The following is a 15,088-nucleotide window of genomic DNA, read 5'->3' on the forward strand; positions in this document are numbered from 1 at the left end:
CCTCTTTTGAGGGGTTTTTCTTTTTCTCAGTAATGGGAAACGGAGATAGGCTAATTAAGCTTTTGAATTCGGCATAAGTCTCAGTAGATCCTCGCTTCATACTGCGCTTTGCCAGTTATAATCTGACGCAACCTTTCGCTAGACATAAAGAATAATTAAACATGCTCCAAGATATCCAAAAAACCCTCTGGTCGGCAGCGGATAAGCTGCGTGCTAACGTCGATGCGGCGGAATATAAGCACATCGCACTGGGCATGATTTTTCTGAAATTCATTTCTGATTCCTTCTCTGCCCGCCGCGCTGAACTCACGCGCCGCTTTGCTGACGAAAACGACGATTATTTTCTGCACGATAGCGATGATGAATTACTGGCCGAAGAGCTGGAAGACCGCGATTACTACAAAGAAGTGAATGTATTTTGGGTGCCGGAAGGCGCGCGCTGGGAAGCTTTGCGTGCCAATGCGAAACAAGCCGATATTGGCAAGCGCATCGACGATGCACTGGCGATTTTGGAGCAAGAAAACCCCAGCCTCAAAGGCATTCTGGATAAACGCTACGCCCGAGCCCCCTTGCCTGATGGCAAGCTCGGCGAATTAGTTGATCTGATTTCCACCATCGGTTTTGGCGAAGACCAAGGCCGCGCCAGAGACATACTTGGCCAAGTGTACGAATACTTCCTCGGCCAATTCGCCAGCGCCGAGGGCAAAAAGGGCGGGCAGTTCTACACGCCGCAATCCATCGTTAAAACGCTGGTCGCTGTGCTCGACCCGCATCAGGGCAAGGTCTACGACCCCTGCTGCGGCTCGGGCGGTATGTTTGTGCAATCGGAAAAATTCATCGAAGCGCACGGCGGCAAGCTCGGTGATGTGTCGATTTACGGGCAGGAATCCAACCCCACCACCTGGCGCTTGGCGGCGATGAACCTCGCCATTCGCGGCATTGATTTCAACCTTGGCCGTGAACCGGGCGACACCTTCACCAAAAACCAGCATCCCGACCTGCGCGCCGATTACATCCTCGCCAACCCGCCGTTCAATATCAGCGACTGGTGGCATGGCAGCTTGGAAGGCGATTCGCGCTGGTTGTACGGCACGCCACCGCAAGGCAACGCCAACTACGCCTGGCTGCAGCACATGCTCTACCACCTTAAATCCACTGGCCGCGCTGGCATTGTGCTGGCCAATGGCAGCATGTCGTCCAGCCAGAACAGCGAGGGCGACATCCGCCGCGCCATGGTCGATGCCGATGTAGTCGAAGTGATGATTGCGCTACCCGGCCAGCTATTCTTCAACACGCAAATCCCCGCCTGCTTGTGGTTTTTGGCCAAGAGCAAAACCAGCCGCCAAGGCGAAGTGCTATTTATCGACGCGCGTAAGATTGCCAAAATGATTTCGCGCGTGCAATGCGAGCTCGACGACGAGGGTATTGCCCGCATTGCCAATTTGGTTAAGGCTTGGCGTGGGATAGATACTGAGAGTATCTATGAAGACATCCCCGGCTTCTGCCGCAGTGTGAAGCTGGCAGAAATCGCCGAACACGGCCACGTGCTTACCCCGGGCCGCTACGTTGGCGCGGAAGAAGTGGAAGATAACGACGAAGACTTCGCCACCAAAATGACCGCGCTGACGGAAAAACTGGGCGAGCAAATGGCCAAAGGCGCGGAACTCGACCAGCTCATTCGCCAGAAACTGGGAGGCTTAGGATATGAGTTCTGATCAACCAGATCAGCGCAAACAGCGAGGCAAAATCGACCGTACGGTTAGTTTTCCTGTGCCAGCCGAATCGATTGAAATGCCTGATAGCTATGCCATCACTTTAAATGAACTCAAGCAACGTATAGGCAGGGAGCGCTTGCGTGTGGTCTTGGCGAGTAATTCGGCCATGGTGCTGTTGTACTGGGAAATCGGCCAACACATCCTCAATAAACAGCAGGGTGAGGGCTGGGGCGCACGGGTTATCGACCGGCTGGCTCACGATTTGCGCTTGGCTTTTCCGGATATGAAAGGTTTTTCACCGCGCAATCTAAAATATATGCGCAGTTTTGCCTCAACCTGGACAGATCAGGAAATTGTGCAAGCGGTGCTTGCACAATTAACCTGGTATCACAATATCGCGCTATTAGAGAAGCTCAGTGATCGAGAGGAGCGGCTGTGGTATGCGCAGCAAACTCTGGAATACGGCTGGTCGCGCAATATTTTAGCCATGCAAATCGAATCCCGCGCCATCGCACGGCAGGGCAAAGCGCAAAATAATTTCACCGCCACCTTGCCGCCGCTCGATTCCGACATGGCCAGCCAAGTGTTTAAAGACCCTTATCTATTCGACTTTTTGGGTACCGACGCTCCGCGCCGTGAAAAAGAGCTAGAGCAAGGGCTGATGGACCATATCCAAAAGTTTTTGCTGGAGCTGGGGCAGGGCTTTGCCTTTGTCGGGCGGCAAGTTCACCTCGAATTGGGCGAGCAAGATTTTTATCTGGATTTATTGTTTTACCACCTCAAGCTGCGCCGTTATGTCGTCATCGAGCTGAAAGCGCGCGAATTCACCCCCGGCGATGGCGCACAACTGGGCATGTATATGACCGCCGTGAATCGCCTACTCGCGCACCCCGACGACCAGCCCGCCCTTGGCCTGCTGCTGGTCAGAAAGAAAAACCAAATTCTGGTCGAATACGCCTTGGGCAATAGCAGCCAGCCGATCAGCGTCGCCGAATGGGAAACCCAACTCACCCGTTCGCTCCCCGAAGATTTACAAGCCAGCCTGCCCAGCATCGCCGAAATCGAAGCCGAGTTGCAGGGCGATATGGAGCCGGATGATGAATAAGGTGACAAGAGTGCAAGCGCCGCCGGCACAAATAGGGTATTTGACTGTCGGCTATTATTTGATTGGTTTGGATCAATATACATATGATTGTGTGGGATTGGTCGCGCAAGGCGCAGAACTCGACCCGCTGATTCGCCAGAAACTGGGAGGGCTAGGGTATGAGTTCTGAGCTCCAAACGGATAAGGCACATGTGCCGTATGAATCAGAGCTACGCCGTAGGTGGTCTCAAGCTGGCGGTAGTATTCCTGACGACTGGAAAATCGTTACCCTAGAAACTTTACTCAAAGACAATAAAAGTATTGCTGTTGGTGTTATGTATCCGGGGCCGGATACACAGGGTGGTATTCCATTAATAAAAGTTGGTGATATTAAAGGCGGACTTATTCCGCAGAAACCGAATTATTGTATTTCTCCCGAAACCAACGAAGAGCATAAGCGCACTCAATTAATTGGTGACGAGTTGTTAATTACACTGGTTGGCAATCCCGGGGAATGCGTTGTTGTCACTCCAGCCATGGCGGACTGGAATCCAGCACGAGCCATTGCAGTCATTCGCTTGGCTGAACCTAGCTTGCGTGTATATCTAAAAACCGTTTTGGAAAGTGCTGCAGGTAAGCATTTAATTGATGCAGTTTTGAATACCACTGTTCAAAAGACACTCAATTTAAAGGATATTCGCCAGCTTCCTGTTCCAATGCCACGAAGCGAAACTATTCGCGCAATTTCATCATTTTCGGAGGCGCTTAGTGACCGAATTGGCTTGTTGCGCGAGACCAATGCGACGCTGGAGGCGATGGCGCAGGCGCTGTTTAAGTCGTGGTTTGTCGATTTCGACCCCGCCCACGCCAACGCCGCAGCCCTCATCCCAACCCTTCTCCCAGAGGGAGAAGGACTAACACCCCCTCTCCCTTTGGGAGAGGGCCGGGGTGAGGGTGTCCGAGGAGATGGAATACTCCCGCCCGAACTCCAAACCCTCTTCCCCGCCACCTTCACCGAATCCCCACAAGGCTTGGTGCCGGAGGGGTGGAAGTGGCTGGCGCTTGATGAAGCTTACGAACTTAACCCAAAGCGCAACTTGAAGAAAGGTGCCTTGGCAAAGTATCTCGACATGGCCAGCGTGGGTACTAGCGGGCATACCGCAGAAAGTGCGATTAATCGGGAATTTGGCTCGGGCACAAAATTCATCAATGGTGACACGCTTCTTGCGCGTATCACGCCATGCCTAGAAAACGGCAAGACGGCTTTTGTTGATTTTCTGGAAGAGGATGAAACGGGCTGGGGTTCAACCGAGTTTATCGTTATGCGGCCCAAAGTGCCGTTGCCTGCCTATCATGCGTATTTACTTGCGCGATTCCCCGCATTCAGAGAATTTGCAATTCAGAGCATGTCCGGCACAAGTGGACGCCAGCGAGTTCAAAACGATGTACTTGGGCGTTACATGTTGGCTGTGCCTGATTCTGCGGTAGCAGATGTCTTTGGTCAGGCAGTTGAAGCAATGCAACAGAAAATTGCGGCCAATCACCAACAAGCCCAAACCCTCGCCACCCTGCGCGACACATTATTACCGCGCCTCATCGCAGGCACCCTCCGCCTACCCGAAGCCGCGCTGGCGGAGGTGGTGTAATGATGAATGGGTATGTTCATGCAGCCATTGATTATCAATGGCTAGGGCTGGATAGGCTGGCATGTATAGTAAGTGGCAGCGTTCCGGTGGGTTACGCCGCGAAATACAGTTCCATCAAAATAGACATTGCAGCGCGGCTAACCCACCCTACGAATCGCCTCATCTCCGGCCAGCTGCGCCTATCCGAAGCCGAAGTGCCACTTACGGAGGTGGTGTGATGTTGAATGGGTATATTCATGCAGCCATTGATTATCAATGGCTAGGGCTGAATAGGCTGGCGGGTATATTAAGCCGCCGCGTTTCGGTGGCTTACGCCGCACAGATCATCTCCTGCCCAAAACAAAGTGCTTACGGTGGCTATTTTCTGATGTCAAATAACATTCCACACTGGAACAAGGCCGAAGATCATGGCTAAATTAGGTCGATTGCAGCATATCAAAGTGGCAGGTTTTCGCTCCATCAAGTCGCTTGATCTGGCGTTAGCGCCGCTCAATATTCTGATTGGTCCAAATGGGGCGGGTAAATCCAATTTCATCAGCTTTTTTCGCTTCATGAACCGCTTGTTGGATAAAGATCTGCAATTGCATTTACGTACGCAGCTCAATGGTGCGGATAAGGCGCTGTATTTTGGCCGCAAGACGACTGAAGCGCTGGAGATTGATCTGCATTTCAGCCCAAATGGCTATCACGCAAAATTGCTGCCCACGACGGATGACTCCTTGGTATTTGCTGAAGAAGCAGCGTTATTCTATGCCGCTGAATTTGGCTACGGAGGGGGTACAAAATCCTACCCATTGGCTGGCGCTGGTGCGCTGGAGTCCGGCCTGCCTTCGGCAGGCACAGCAAGAGCCGCCGAGCATGTCGCGGGTTATTTATCCGATTGGAAGGTGTATCACTTCCATGACACCAGCGATACCGCAAAAGTTAAGACCAGCTATAGCCTCCATCAAACTGCTCGCCTGATGCCGCAGGGAGAAAATCTGGCTGCGTTTTTGTTTGGCATTCGGGAAGCACCTGAATATTTGCGGATTGTAAAAACGATCCAACGCGTCGCGCCGTTTTTTCATGATTTCGTGTTTCAGCCAGAGGCAAACGATATGATTCGGCTGCGCTGGAAGCATAAGGGGAGCGATGATTATTTTGATGCCACGATGCTATCAGATGGCACATTGCGATTTATTTGCCTGACCACGCTATTACTACAACCGAAATTGCCGACGATGATTTTGCTGGATGAGCCAGAGCTGGGTTTGCATCCGTTTGCGATGCAATTACTAGCGGCAATGATGCGTTCGGCCAGTGAGAAAACGCAGATTATTGCTTCCACACAGTCGGTGACCTTGGCGAATCAATTTGAGTGGCAGGACATGGTGGTCGTGGATCAAATCGACAATCAGTCCCGATTCAGACGATTAGAGGCAAAAGAAGTAGAAAGCTGGTTGGAGCAATACAAGCTAGGCGAAATCTGGGAAATGAATGTATTCGGAGGGACGCCAGAATGATTCGTCTGGGCATCAGCACCGAAGGCGCGACCGAACGCGAGTTTGTCAGTCGGGTATTGCGGCCACATTTAGCAGCTTTTGGAATTCAGGCCACCGGGGTCGACCTACGTGGCAATGTTAGTCTCGATAAAATCCGACCTGTTTTACCTGCCTTGTTAGGTAGTTTTGATGTAGTGAGTTCGATGTACGACTTTTATCAGTTCAAAGGCCGCGATAATCGATCAATAGATGAACTAGAGGCCGCGATTCTTGCTTTGGTCAGTCAAGAGCAGCAGGCTCGATTTATTCCCTATGTGCAACGCTATGAGTTCGAAGCCTTGCTGTTTTCAGTACCAGAACAAACGGTGAGCTGGCTGCAAGGAAGCGCTGCCACTTTAGTCAATATGCAAGAAGCCGTACGCCGTTGCGGCTCGCCTGAGCTGGTCAACGATAGTCCACAAACCAGCCCCTCACATCGAATGAAAAGTTTGTTTGCGGGTTATGACAAAAAGCTGCACGGCCCCGATATTGTTGAGCTAGCAGGTCTTGCAGCCATCCGTTCGGAATGTCCGCGCTTTGACGGATGGCTGAGCCGTTTAGAGTCGCTAGTCGATTAACAAATCTGTGTTGGGCAGGTGCAGGATGATTCAGCATCAAGCATCAACATTGGATGCTCTCTAACTTACGCTACTGTGCACAAGAGCTTTAACGCAAACAGCTGCGCTGGTAACTAGGTGAAGAGTCCATGCAGAAAATTTCGATTCAGTTGACATATACGAGCTTGGGGCGACTAATTGGTCGGCAGACTGCTAGGGAATGAATACGCACAGGCATGTGCTCATTTGAATAGGATATCTAATGCAATTTTATTGCTCAAAAGCCGCCGCTGAGGCGCTAGAAACCACCCAAAAGGGTAAGGTTAAATCGTGGCTGGAGGCTGCTCCCGTTCCCGAGGCGGCTGGGCCGTGGGCTTGGCAGGTGCATGCGATTAAGCTGGCGCGGCAGAATGTGTTTATCGTGATGGAGCGTGAAACGCGCTTTGCGATGGTGTTTTGGGGTATCAAGAAAGGCGATGGCGAAACGCTGCTGAAACAGTTTTACGAGCGGATGGTGAATTTGCTGCTGTGCATGAATCAAGATGTGAATTGGCTGAATGCGGCTGATGCTGATGTGGCGATTGAGCAGATTTTGCAGCGTAATAAAAGATATTGCTTTGTGGCTGGCGTTGATCGCAGCGTACAAACGCATATCAATGAAGTGGCGCGATTTTGTGAGGGTGAGGTGCATGAGATTGGCAGTTTACTGATGGATGCCGATGAAGCGGCTGGCTTTGATGAGGCGATGAATGACACGCTGCGCAGCGTGCGCGGCGGTGATTATTTTTATCCGAACGCGGTTTTTTTCTGCTCTTGGGCGCGGCAGTATGCGGGGGCCAGTGATGAGCTATGCCTTGAGCTAGAAGCGCGCTTTCAGCGAGTACGCCATGAGCGCATGGCGATGCGGGTGGCGAAGCACAGCGATTCAAGCATTCCAGTGTATGAGCAGATTATGGCGGTTTTGCAGGGCAAGGGTCTTAAGCCGTAATCATAAAATGTGTCGATTTTAGCTATTTATATCCGCATAACGGGTAACTGTTTGGGCAACAGGCTGTTGCCCAAATCGGGAAACGCTGGGAGGCGTGAATGACCGAAGACCAATTAGAACAAGAAGCATTGAGTTGGCTCGTTGAGGCTGGGTATCGCCATATTTGTGGCTATGATATTGCGCCTGATGGGCGTACGCCTGAGCGCGCCGATTATGTACAGCCGGTGCTGATTGAACGGCTTCGTTCTGCTATCTCACGTTTGAACCCGCAAATCCCGCTGCTTGCACGTGAAGATGCGGTGAAGCAAGTATTGGATTTAGGCATTCCGGCACTGCTCACGGCCAATCGGCATTTTCACAGTCTGCTGGTCAATGGTGTGCCGGTGCAATACCAGAAAGACGGCGAAACACGCGGTGATTTTGTGCGGCTGATTGATTTTGCCGTGGTGAACCACAATGAATTTTTGGCGGTGAATCAGTACACGCTAAAAGGCGCGAAGCACACGCGTCGGCCAGATATTATTTTGTTTGTGAATGGCTTGCCGTTGGTATTGCTAGAGCTTAAAAATCCCGCCGATGAGAATGCCGACATTTACAAAGCGTTTGAGCAGATTCAAACCTACAAAGCGCAAATTCCGGATGTGTTTCAGTACAACGAAATCCTAGTGATTTCGGACGGTACAGAAGCGCGGATGGGATCTTTATCCGCCAATGCTGAGCGCTATATGCAATGGCGCACCATTGATGGCATTAGCCTTGATCCATTAGGGCAATTTAATGAATTAGAAACGCTGATTCGCGGCATTCTTTCGCCTGCCTATCTGCTGGATTATTTGCGCTTTTTTGTGCTGTTTGAAGACGATGGCACGCTGGTCAAAAAGATTGCTGGTTATCACCAGTTTCACGCGGTGCGTACTGCGATTGAACGCGTGGTGACGGCCTCTCGCCCAGATATGATCGGTGGACAAAAAGGCAAAGGTGGCGTGGTTTGGCATACGCAGGGCAGCGGCAAGAGTATTACCATGACCTGCTTTGCTGCGCGAGTGATGCGGGAAGCTGCGATGGAAAACCCGACCATTGTGGTGATTACTGATCGAAATGATCTGGATGGCCAGCTGTTTGGTGTGTTTTCTTTAGCGCAGGATTTGCTGCGTGAGCAGCCGGTGCAAGTGAGTACTCGGCAAGACTTACGCGCCAAATTGAGTAATCGTCCTTCGGGCGGGATTGTATTTGCGACGATCCAGAAGTTTGCGCCGGGGGAGGATGAAGATGTTTTCCCCCTATTATCAGACCGGCACAATATTGTGGTGATTGCGGATGAGGCTCACCGCACGCAGTATGGTTTTGAGGCAAAACTTAAACAGCGCCGCCCTCACCCCAGCCCTCTCCCGAAGGGAGAGGGGGTAAAAGAGGCCAGCCCACAATATTTGGAAAGCAGCTATCAAGTTGGCTACGCCCAGCATCTGCGAGATGCGCTGCCCAATGCCACTTTTGTGGCCTTCACCGGCACGCCGGTGTCTAGCGAGGATAGAGATACGCGTTCGGTATTTGGTGAATACATCCACATCTACGATATGCAGCAGGCCAAAGAAGATGGCGCAACGGTGGCGATTTATTATGAATCGCGGCTGGCCAAGTTAAGTCTTAAAGTCGATGAAATGGCTCAGATTGACGATGATGTCGATGAGCTGGCTGAGGATGAAGAAGAAAGCGAGCAGGGCAAACTTAAATCTAAATGGGCAGCATTGGAGCGGATTGTCGGCGCGGAGCCGCGTATTGCCAGTGTGGCGGCTGATTTGGTCAATCACTTTGAGACACGGCAGCAAAGCCAGTCGGGCAAAGCCATGGTCGTGGCGATGAGCCGCGAGATTTGCGTGCATTTATATAATGAGTTAATCAAGCTGCGCCCGGGTTGGCATAACGATGACCCAGAGTTGGGCGTGATCAAAATTGTGATGACCGGCTCGGCGAGTGACAAGGCTTTGCTCCGGCCTCACATTTACCCAAAGCAAGTCAAAAAGCGGCTGGAAAAACGCTTCAAAGACCCAGCAGACCCGTTGCAATTAGTGATTGTGCGCGATATGTGGCTCACCGGCTTTGATGCGCCCTGCGTGCATACCCTGTATATCGATAAGCCCATGAAAGGGCACAATCTGATGCAAGCCATTGCCCGAGTGAATCGGGTATTTCACGATAAGCAAGGCGGCTTGGTCGTTGATTACATCGGCATCGCTAACGAGCTGAAAGCGGCACTCAAGGAATACACCGCCAGCAATGGGCGCGGTAAACCGACGGTAGATACGGCTGAAGCGTGGGCGGTACTCGAAGAGAAAATCAATATTTTGCAAGGCATGTTGCATGGCTTTGATTACAGCCAGTTCAATCAACGTCCTGCACCGCAGGCGCTAAACATCCCCCTCGCTCCTCGGGAGAGGGTAAGGGGAGAGGGCTGCAATCTCGGTATTCATCGCCTGTTGGCAGGCGCAGCTAATCATGTGCTGGGATTAGCAGACGGTAAAAAGCGCTTTGCCGATAACGCGCTGGCGATGAGTAAAGCATTTAGCCTGTGCGGCACTATGGATGAAGCCAAAGCCGTCCGTGAAGAAGTTGCTTTTCTGCAAGCCGTGAAAGTGCTGCTGATTAAGCGGGATCTCAGCGCAAAAAAACTCAGCAATGATGATAGAGAACTGGCTATTCGCCAGATTATCGGGCAGGCGGTGGCCTCGGATGAAGTAGTCGATATCTTTGATGCGGTGGGTTTGGAAAAACCGAATATTGGCCTGCTAGATGACGACTTCCTGGCTGAAGTGCGCAATCTGCCAGAGAAAAACCTGGCCGTAGAATTGCTGGAGCGCTTGCTGGAAGGGGAAATCAAATCCAAATTTGCCAGCAACGTGGTTCAGCAGAAGAAGTTCTCTGAGCTGCTGACTGATGTGGTTAAACGCTATCAAAACCGCAGCATTGAAACCGCTCAAGTGATGGAAGAATTGGTCGCCATGGCTAAAAAGTTCAGGGAGGCTGCTGGGCGCGGTGAGGCCTTGGGCTTGTCTGAGGACGAAGTGAAGTTTTATGATGCGCTAGCCAATAATGAATCGGCGGTGCGTGAACTGCCGGATGAAACCCTCAAACGCATTGCTCATGAGCTTACGACCAATTTGCGAAAAAATATCAGCGTGGATTGGTCGCAAAGGGAAAGCGTCCGCGCCAAATTACGCATCATGGTGAAGCGTATCCTGCGTAAATACGGGTATCCACCTGATTTTCAGGAAGATGCGATTCAAACGGTGTTGCAACAGGCAGAAGCATTGAGTGCGGAATGGGCGTAAGCAGGACGTAGCCCAATCAATCCACTTAGCTAGATGCTGTCACCCACGGTGTGGGTGGCATTTGTTTAAAAAACTACCTGATTATGTCTCTTGCTCAATGAACTCTTTGTAGATAAATTTCTTGAGTGCTGGGCTTGGTTTTTGAATGCGTAGGGCGGGTGAAACCCGCGAACCATATTGAATAAATACGCGGGTTTCACCCGCCCTACGATATTTATAATGAGATTGAGCAAGAGACATAATCAGGAAAAACTATGCTTGGCCAGATTTCCCCGTAGCCTTCTCCCGCGCCGCATGTAGTTTTCTGTAGCTGTTGATCAGGCGGTAGTGCTTATTTAAGCCTTCCAGTTTCATGCTAGTTTCTGTTAAGCCAAAAAAGGGTGCGCTGTCGTTGGCTGAGCCTAATGCTGCGTCCATGCGTGGGTTGCCAAACATGCGGCTGAAGTCGGCTTCTTAGGGGAGTCACTCGTTTTTTTAGCCGCTCACTCTTTAATTAGCCTCTTTTAGCCCATAGCCACCGCAACAAGCTGACGCCTCCAACTAGCATTGCAATAGGGTCTAACATGGCATCCCATAGATTGCGGCTTTCTAGAATGCCTAGCGGGTAAAGGGCTAGGGCGGCGAGCCAAGCGTAGGCGAGGGCGCGGTGGCCTTGCTGCCATGCGATGCCTAGCGAGATGGCGCACCAGATTAAGATGGCTTGCGGGGCGTAGCCCAGAGCGTAAATATCGTAGGCGATAAAGCCGAGTGCAGAGGCGTAGAGCGCTAGGCCGCTTAGTAGTAGCCAAACAGCCAGCAGCGGGCGCAATTTTTGTTTCAGCAGCAGGCCAGCGGCAAGGCCGAGCATGGCAAGGCTGGGGGCGCTGAATAAGCCAAGCAGCCAAGGCGAGCCAAGCAGAACGATCAGGCCGCTGCTGATCAGTAGGCGGTTTTTCTTCCAGCCAGCGGCGATTAAGGCAGCACCACTTAGCGCCCAGAGTAGTAATCCACTGATTGCGGCGATCATGGTTGTGCTCCATCTAGCCAAGCGCGGTTAAAGCGCACATGGCGGATTTCAGAGCGCTCCCATGTGTAGACTAGATCCATGATTTCGTCGTTAACCAGCAGGGTAGGGTAGGAGAATTCCATGCCTGGGGTGTTTTCGATCACTTTGATTTTTTTCCAATTTTTGCCATCTTGCGAAACACTCAGCGCCAGCTCGCTGCGCCCGTCGCTGCGTGGGTTATGCGCCATAATAAGCGGGCCATCTGGCATGCGCTCTACAGCAATGGCGGAGTCAGGATTTTGGGTATTGAGCTGTTGAATTGGGCTCCAATGCGCACCGCCATCATGGCTTTGTTGCAGCATCAGTTTGCGGCTTGGGCCGCTGTTTCTTAATAGAGCAAAGGCATCGGTTGGGCTGTGGGCGATCACGGCGGGTTGCAGGTTTTCGCCTTCGGCATTCATACGAATTTTGCGTAGCAATTGCCCCTGTTTATCAAACTGCAGTAGCTCGCCAAATTTGCGCGCTAGCTCGTGATACACCGGCAGCAAAAAACCGCCGTCTTCAAGCTGCACGGCGTGGGTGCGCACCAGTGTGGATAAATTAAAGAAAGGGCTGGTTACGATTTTGCTGGCAGGGCCCCAGTTTTGGCCGTTGTCGATCGATATCATGCGGTTGAGCGTGCTAGTGGCCCAGCCGCCCATCGATACCGATACATAAAATAGCTGCAAACGCCCTTGGCTATCGAGCACAGGCACAGGGTTGCCCACTTTTTTAATGTAGCGTAATTGATCTTTTGAGCTTTGTGCAGGCGTGGCCACAATCCAAGGCTTAATCCATTTGCCGTTTTGATAGCGTGAAGCCCAAATGCTGACGTCGGTAGCGCCTTCTCGTGAGCCGCCAAACCAAAATGCGATGCGCTCACCGTTACTCAGCCCGATGATGCTGGCGCTATGTGCAGCAGCTACAGGTGCACGCAGGCGTTGCACTTCTATTTGTGGCGTACTAGCGGCTATTTTAGGCTGCTTGGCTAAGGCGAAGCGCATTTCGCTTGGCGCTGGTCTGGCGTTGATGGCAAGTAAGCAGGCTGCGGCAAGGCCAAACAGCAAAGTCCCTTTAAACGTCATTATGCTTTGATCAATCAGGTTGGGGCTGCAAGTCTACCTGAAACTTGGCTAAAACCATTCGGCAAAATCCTTGATTTGTGCTGAAGCATGCCCATCTCTTGGTATATCTTCCGCTGGAATTCGCCCATGTTTGATTTTTTGCGCCAGCGCCGCAGGCGGCAGTATTTATCCAGCCAGCCGATTAAAGACTCGCTATGGCAAAGCATGCTGGCGCTGCCCTTGCTGCGCGGTTTAAGCGCCGCCGAGCTAGCACAGCTCAGGAATCACACCGCTTGGTTTTTGCATACTAAAACCATTACACCCGTGCATGGGCTGGAGATTAACGATGAGCTGCGTTTGCTGATCGCGGTGCAAGCCGCCTTGCCGGTGATGAATCTAGGCTTTGATGCCTATGATGATTGGCAAGAAGTGGTGCTCTATCCTGGGCGCTTTATCAGCCGAGATCTATATACAGATTCGATTGGCCTTGTGCATCAGGAAATGCGGGTGTTATCGGGGCAAGCGCGGCATAAAGGCTCGGTATTGCTATCGATGCAAGACGTGATTGAAGCGCCGTATCATCCAAGCAGCAATGTGGTTATTCATGAAATGGCGCATAAGCTGGATATGCGCTCCGGTAGCGCCAATGGCTGCCCGCCTCTGCATCAGGGGATGAACTATGCGCGTTGGAAAAAAGTGTTTTCTCAAGCTTATTTGCAGCTCAGTAGGCGGGCGCAAATGGGGGAAGAAAGCACAATTGATCTCTATGCTGCAGAAAATCCGGCAGAATGTCTGGCTGTGTGCAGTGAAGTGTTCTTTACTGCGCCCCATTTATTGCTTGAGAGTTATCCCGACGTGTATCAACAACTCAATTTATTTTATCGCCAAGACCCAGCGACGCGTAAGCCGCAGCACCCATACCGCCCCGTAACGATGTTTGGGGGCTGGGTATGATTGGTTTACTCACCCTTAATGCCCCAGCTGCCGTTTGTGAAGAGCTCAGCGCCTTGGGCCTGCCGCTTTGGGATGCGCTAGCGGCAGACACATTACATTATCTTTGTTGGCAGAACGAACGCCTTGAGCTGGTTACCCTTGGTGAAAAAGGCACGGTGGCGGTTGATTTTGTGGGTGGTGCTGCGCTGCATCGGCGGCAGTTTGGCGGTGGCCGTGGCCAGCCCGTTGCCAAGGCGGTGGGGATTAAGGGCGAGTATATGCCCAGAGTACTCGATGCGACGGCAGGATTGGGGCGGGACGCCTTTGTGCTAGCGTCTTTAGGCTGTACCGTTACCTTGGTTGAGCGCTCGCCTGTGGCGGTGGCTTTGCTGGCTGATGGCTTACGCCGTGCTAAGGCCGATGCCGCTACTGCGCCCATCATTGCCAGAATGCGTTTGATCTTTGGGGATGGGCATCAGCAATTAGCTAAGCTGCTGGCAAGGGAGTTACCTGTTTATTTATTTAACCCGCCAGAGCAAGCGCCAGAGTTTGATGTGGTTTTTTTAGACCCGATGTTCCCCGACCCCACTAAGCGGGCTAAATCTAAAAAAGAAATGGCGGCGTTTCAAACCGTGATTGGGGATGATCTTGATGCGAATGATTTGTTGTCGCCAGCAAGGGCCTTGGCCAAAAAACGCGTGATTGTAAAGCGGCCACGGATTGCGCCTTGCATGGCAGGGGTAAAACCTGATTTTGTGTTTGGCGGCGAAAGTACGCGTTTTGATGGCTATTTGCCAAAGTAACATGAGGGCGGTGTGGTTTGCCGCTGTTACTAAGGTAATGAGCAAAAAAAACCACAGCCTAGGCTGTGGTTTTTTAATTTGGCTCCCCGACCTGGACTCGAACCAGGGACCTGCGGATTAACAGTCCGTCGCTCTACCAACTGAGCTATCAGGGAATAAAACTTGGTATTGGTTTACTGATTAACTAAATGTTTTTCAGTAATAAGTGCTGTCTTACAACACTTTGAATCTTGGCTCCCCGACCTGGACTCGAACCAGGGACCTGCGGATTAACAGTCCGTCGCTCTACCAACTGAGCTATCAGGGAATAAACTTCTCTACCTCATCGGAGCTTACTATCGTAAAATAGTTTGGCTCCCCGACCTGGACTCGAACCAGGGACCTGCGGATTAACAGTCCGTCGCTCTACCAACTGAGCTATCAGGGAA

At 51.7% G+C, this 15,088-nt stretch carries 14 protein-coding genes, 3 tRNA genes and 1 pseudogene; 12 read left to right on the forward strand and 6 right to left on the reverse strand.

The window, feature by feature from the left end:
- Positions 1–161: 161 nt before the first annotated feature.
- The 10 genes from R6242_RS09145 to R6242_RS09190 all read left to right on the forward strand — a co-directional run bounded on the left by R6242_RS09145 (position 162) and on the right by R6242_RS09190 (position 10,836).
- On the forward strand, positions 162–1,715 hold the full coding sequence (locus tag R6242_RS09145; protein WP_318426159.1) for a class I SAM-dependent DNA methyltransferase: 1,554 nt from the start codon (positions 162–164) through the stop codon (positions 1,713–1,715).
- A complete protein-coding gene (locus R6242_RS09150; RefSeq protein WP_318426160.1) occupies positions 1,705–2,820 on the forward strand; it encodes a PDDEXK nuclease domain-containing protein in 1,116 nt (371 codons plus the stop codon). Before R6242_RS09145 ends, R6242_RS09150 begins: the two co-directional genes overlap by 11 nt.
- Positions 2,810–2,989, forward strand: coding sequence for a hypothetical protein (locus R6242_RS09155; RefSeq protein WP_318426161.1), 180 nt, complete (start codon positions 2,810–2,812; stop codon positions 2,987–2,989). Before R6242_RS09150 ends, R6242_RS09155 begins: the two co-directional genes overlap by 11 nt.
- Positions 2,979–4,445 (forward strand): hypothetical protein, encoded by a 1,467-nt coding sequence (locus tag R6242_RS09160; RefSeq protein ID WP_318426162.1) that lies wholly within the window; start codon positions 2,979–2,981, stop codon positions 4,443–4,445. The genes R6242_RS09155 and R6242_RS09160 overlap by 11 nt, the downstream gene beginning before the upstream one ends.
- Positions 4,445–4,663 (forward strand): hypothetical protein, encoded by a 219-nt coding sequence (locus R6242_RS09165; protein ID WP_318426163.1) that lies wholly within the window; start codon positions 4,445–4,447, stop codon positions 4,661–4,663. The genes R6242_RS09160 and R6242_RS09165 overlap by 1 nt, the downstream gene beginning before the upstream one ends.
- Positions 4,663–4,860 carry a hypothetical protein gene (locus tag R6242_RS09170; RefSeq protein WP_318426164.1) on the forward strand — a complete coding sequence of 66 codons (198 nt, stop codon included), beginning with the start codon at positions 4,663–4,665 and terminating at the stop codon, positions 4,858–4,860. The genes R6242_RS09165 and R6242_RS09170 overlap by 1 nt, the downstream gene beginning before the upstream one ends.
- On the forward strand, positions 4,853–5,947 hold the full coding sequence (locus tag R6242_RS09175; protein ID WP_318426165.1) for an AAA family ATPase: 1,095 nt from the start codon (positions 4,853–4,855) through the stop codon (positions 5,945–5,947). The genes R6242_RS09170 and R6242_RS09175 overlap by 8 nt, the downstream gene beginning before the upstream one ends.
- A complete protein-coding gene (locus R6242_RS09180; protein ID WP_318426166.1) occupies positions 5,944–6,543 on the forward strand; it encodes a DUF4276 family protein in 600 nt (199 codons plus the stop codon). The genes R6242_RS09175 and R6242_RS09180 overlap by 4 nt, the downstream gene beginning before the upstream one ends.
- Before the next feature lie 241 nt (positions 6,544–6,784).
- Complete coding sequence (locus R6242_RS09185) at positions 6,785–7,510, forward strand: DUF6933 domain-containing protein (RefSeq protein WP_318426167.1); 726 nt, start codon at positions 6,785–6,787, stop codon at positions 7,508–7,510.
- Positions 7,511–7,608: 98 nt separating this feature from the next.
- Positions 7,609–10,836, forward strand: a complete 3,228-nt coding sequence (locus R6242_RS09190) for a type I restriction endonuclease subunit R (RefSeq protein ID WP_318426168.1) — start codon at positions 7,609–7,611, stop codon at positions 10,834–10,836.
- 252 nt (positions 10,837–11,088) lie between these two features.
- On the opposite strand, the pseudogene R6242_RS09195 reads toward R6242_RS09190, so the two are convergent.
- The 3 genes and pseudogenes from R6242_RS09195 to R6242_RS09205 all read right to left on the reverse strand — a co-directional run.
- Positions 11,089–11,274 (reverse strand): annotated as a pseudogene (locus tag R6242_RS09195) (hypothetical protein); the annotation flags it as partial.
- Between the two features lie 55 nt (positions 11,275–11,329).
- Positions 11,330–11,842 carry a hypothetical protein gene (locus R6242_RS09200; RefSeq protein ID WP_318426169.1) on the reverse strand — a complete coding sequence of 171 codons (513 nt, stop codon included), beginning with the start codon at positions 11,840–11,842 and terminating at the stop codon, positions 11,330–11,332.
- The gene (locus R6242_RS09205; protein ID WP_318426170.1) at positions 11,839–12,945 is read right to left on the reverse strand and encodes a sialidase family protein; all 1,107 of its coding nucleotides are present in this window, start codon (positions 12,943–12,945) and stop codon (positions 11,839–11,841) included. The genes R6242_RS09200 and R6242_RS09205 overlap by 4 nt, the downstream gene beginning before the upstream one ends.
- Before the next feature lie 126 nt (positions 12,946–13,071).
- On the opposite strand from R6242_RS09205, the gene R6242_RS09210 reads away from it, so the two are divergent.
- Positions 13,072–13,878, forward strand: coding sequence for a zinc-dependent peptidase (locus R6242_RS09210; protein WP_318426171.1), 807 nt, complete (start codon positions 13,072–13,074; stop codon positions 13,876–13,878).
- Positions 13,875–14,660: a class I SAM-dependent methyltransferase gene (locus R6242_RS09215; RefSeq protein WP_318426172.1), complete on the forward strand. Its 786-nt coding sequence runs from the start codon at positions 13,875–13,877 to the stop codon at positions 14,658–14,660. The genes R6242_RS09210 and R6242_RS09215 overlap by 4 nt, the downstream gene beginning before the upstream one ends.
- Before the next feature lie 79 nt (positions 14,661–14,739).
- On the opposite strand, the gene R6242_RS09220 is transcribed toward R6242_RS09215, so the two are convergent.
- From R6242_RS09220 to R6242_RS09230, 3 genes are all read right to left on the reverse strand, one after another.
- A tRNA-Asn gene (locus R6242_RS09220) sits at positions 14,740–14,815 on the reverse strand.
- 76 nt (positions 14,816–14,891) lie between these two features.
- A tRNA-Asn gene (locus tag R6242_RS09225) sits at positions 14,892–14,967 on the reverse strand.
- A 44-nt stretch (positions 14,968–15,011) separates the two neighbouring features.
- Positions 15,012–15,087 (reverse strand) — tRNA-Asn (locus R6242_RS09230).
- Position 15,088 lies beyond the last annotated feature (1 nt).

It is taken from the genome of Iodobacter sp. CM08, assembly GCF_033446605.1.
Classification (GTDB): domain Bacteria; phylum Pseudomonadota; class Gammaproteobacteria; order Burkholderiales; family Chitinibacteraceae; genus Iodobacter.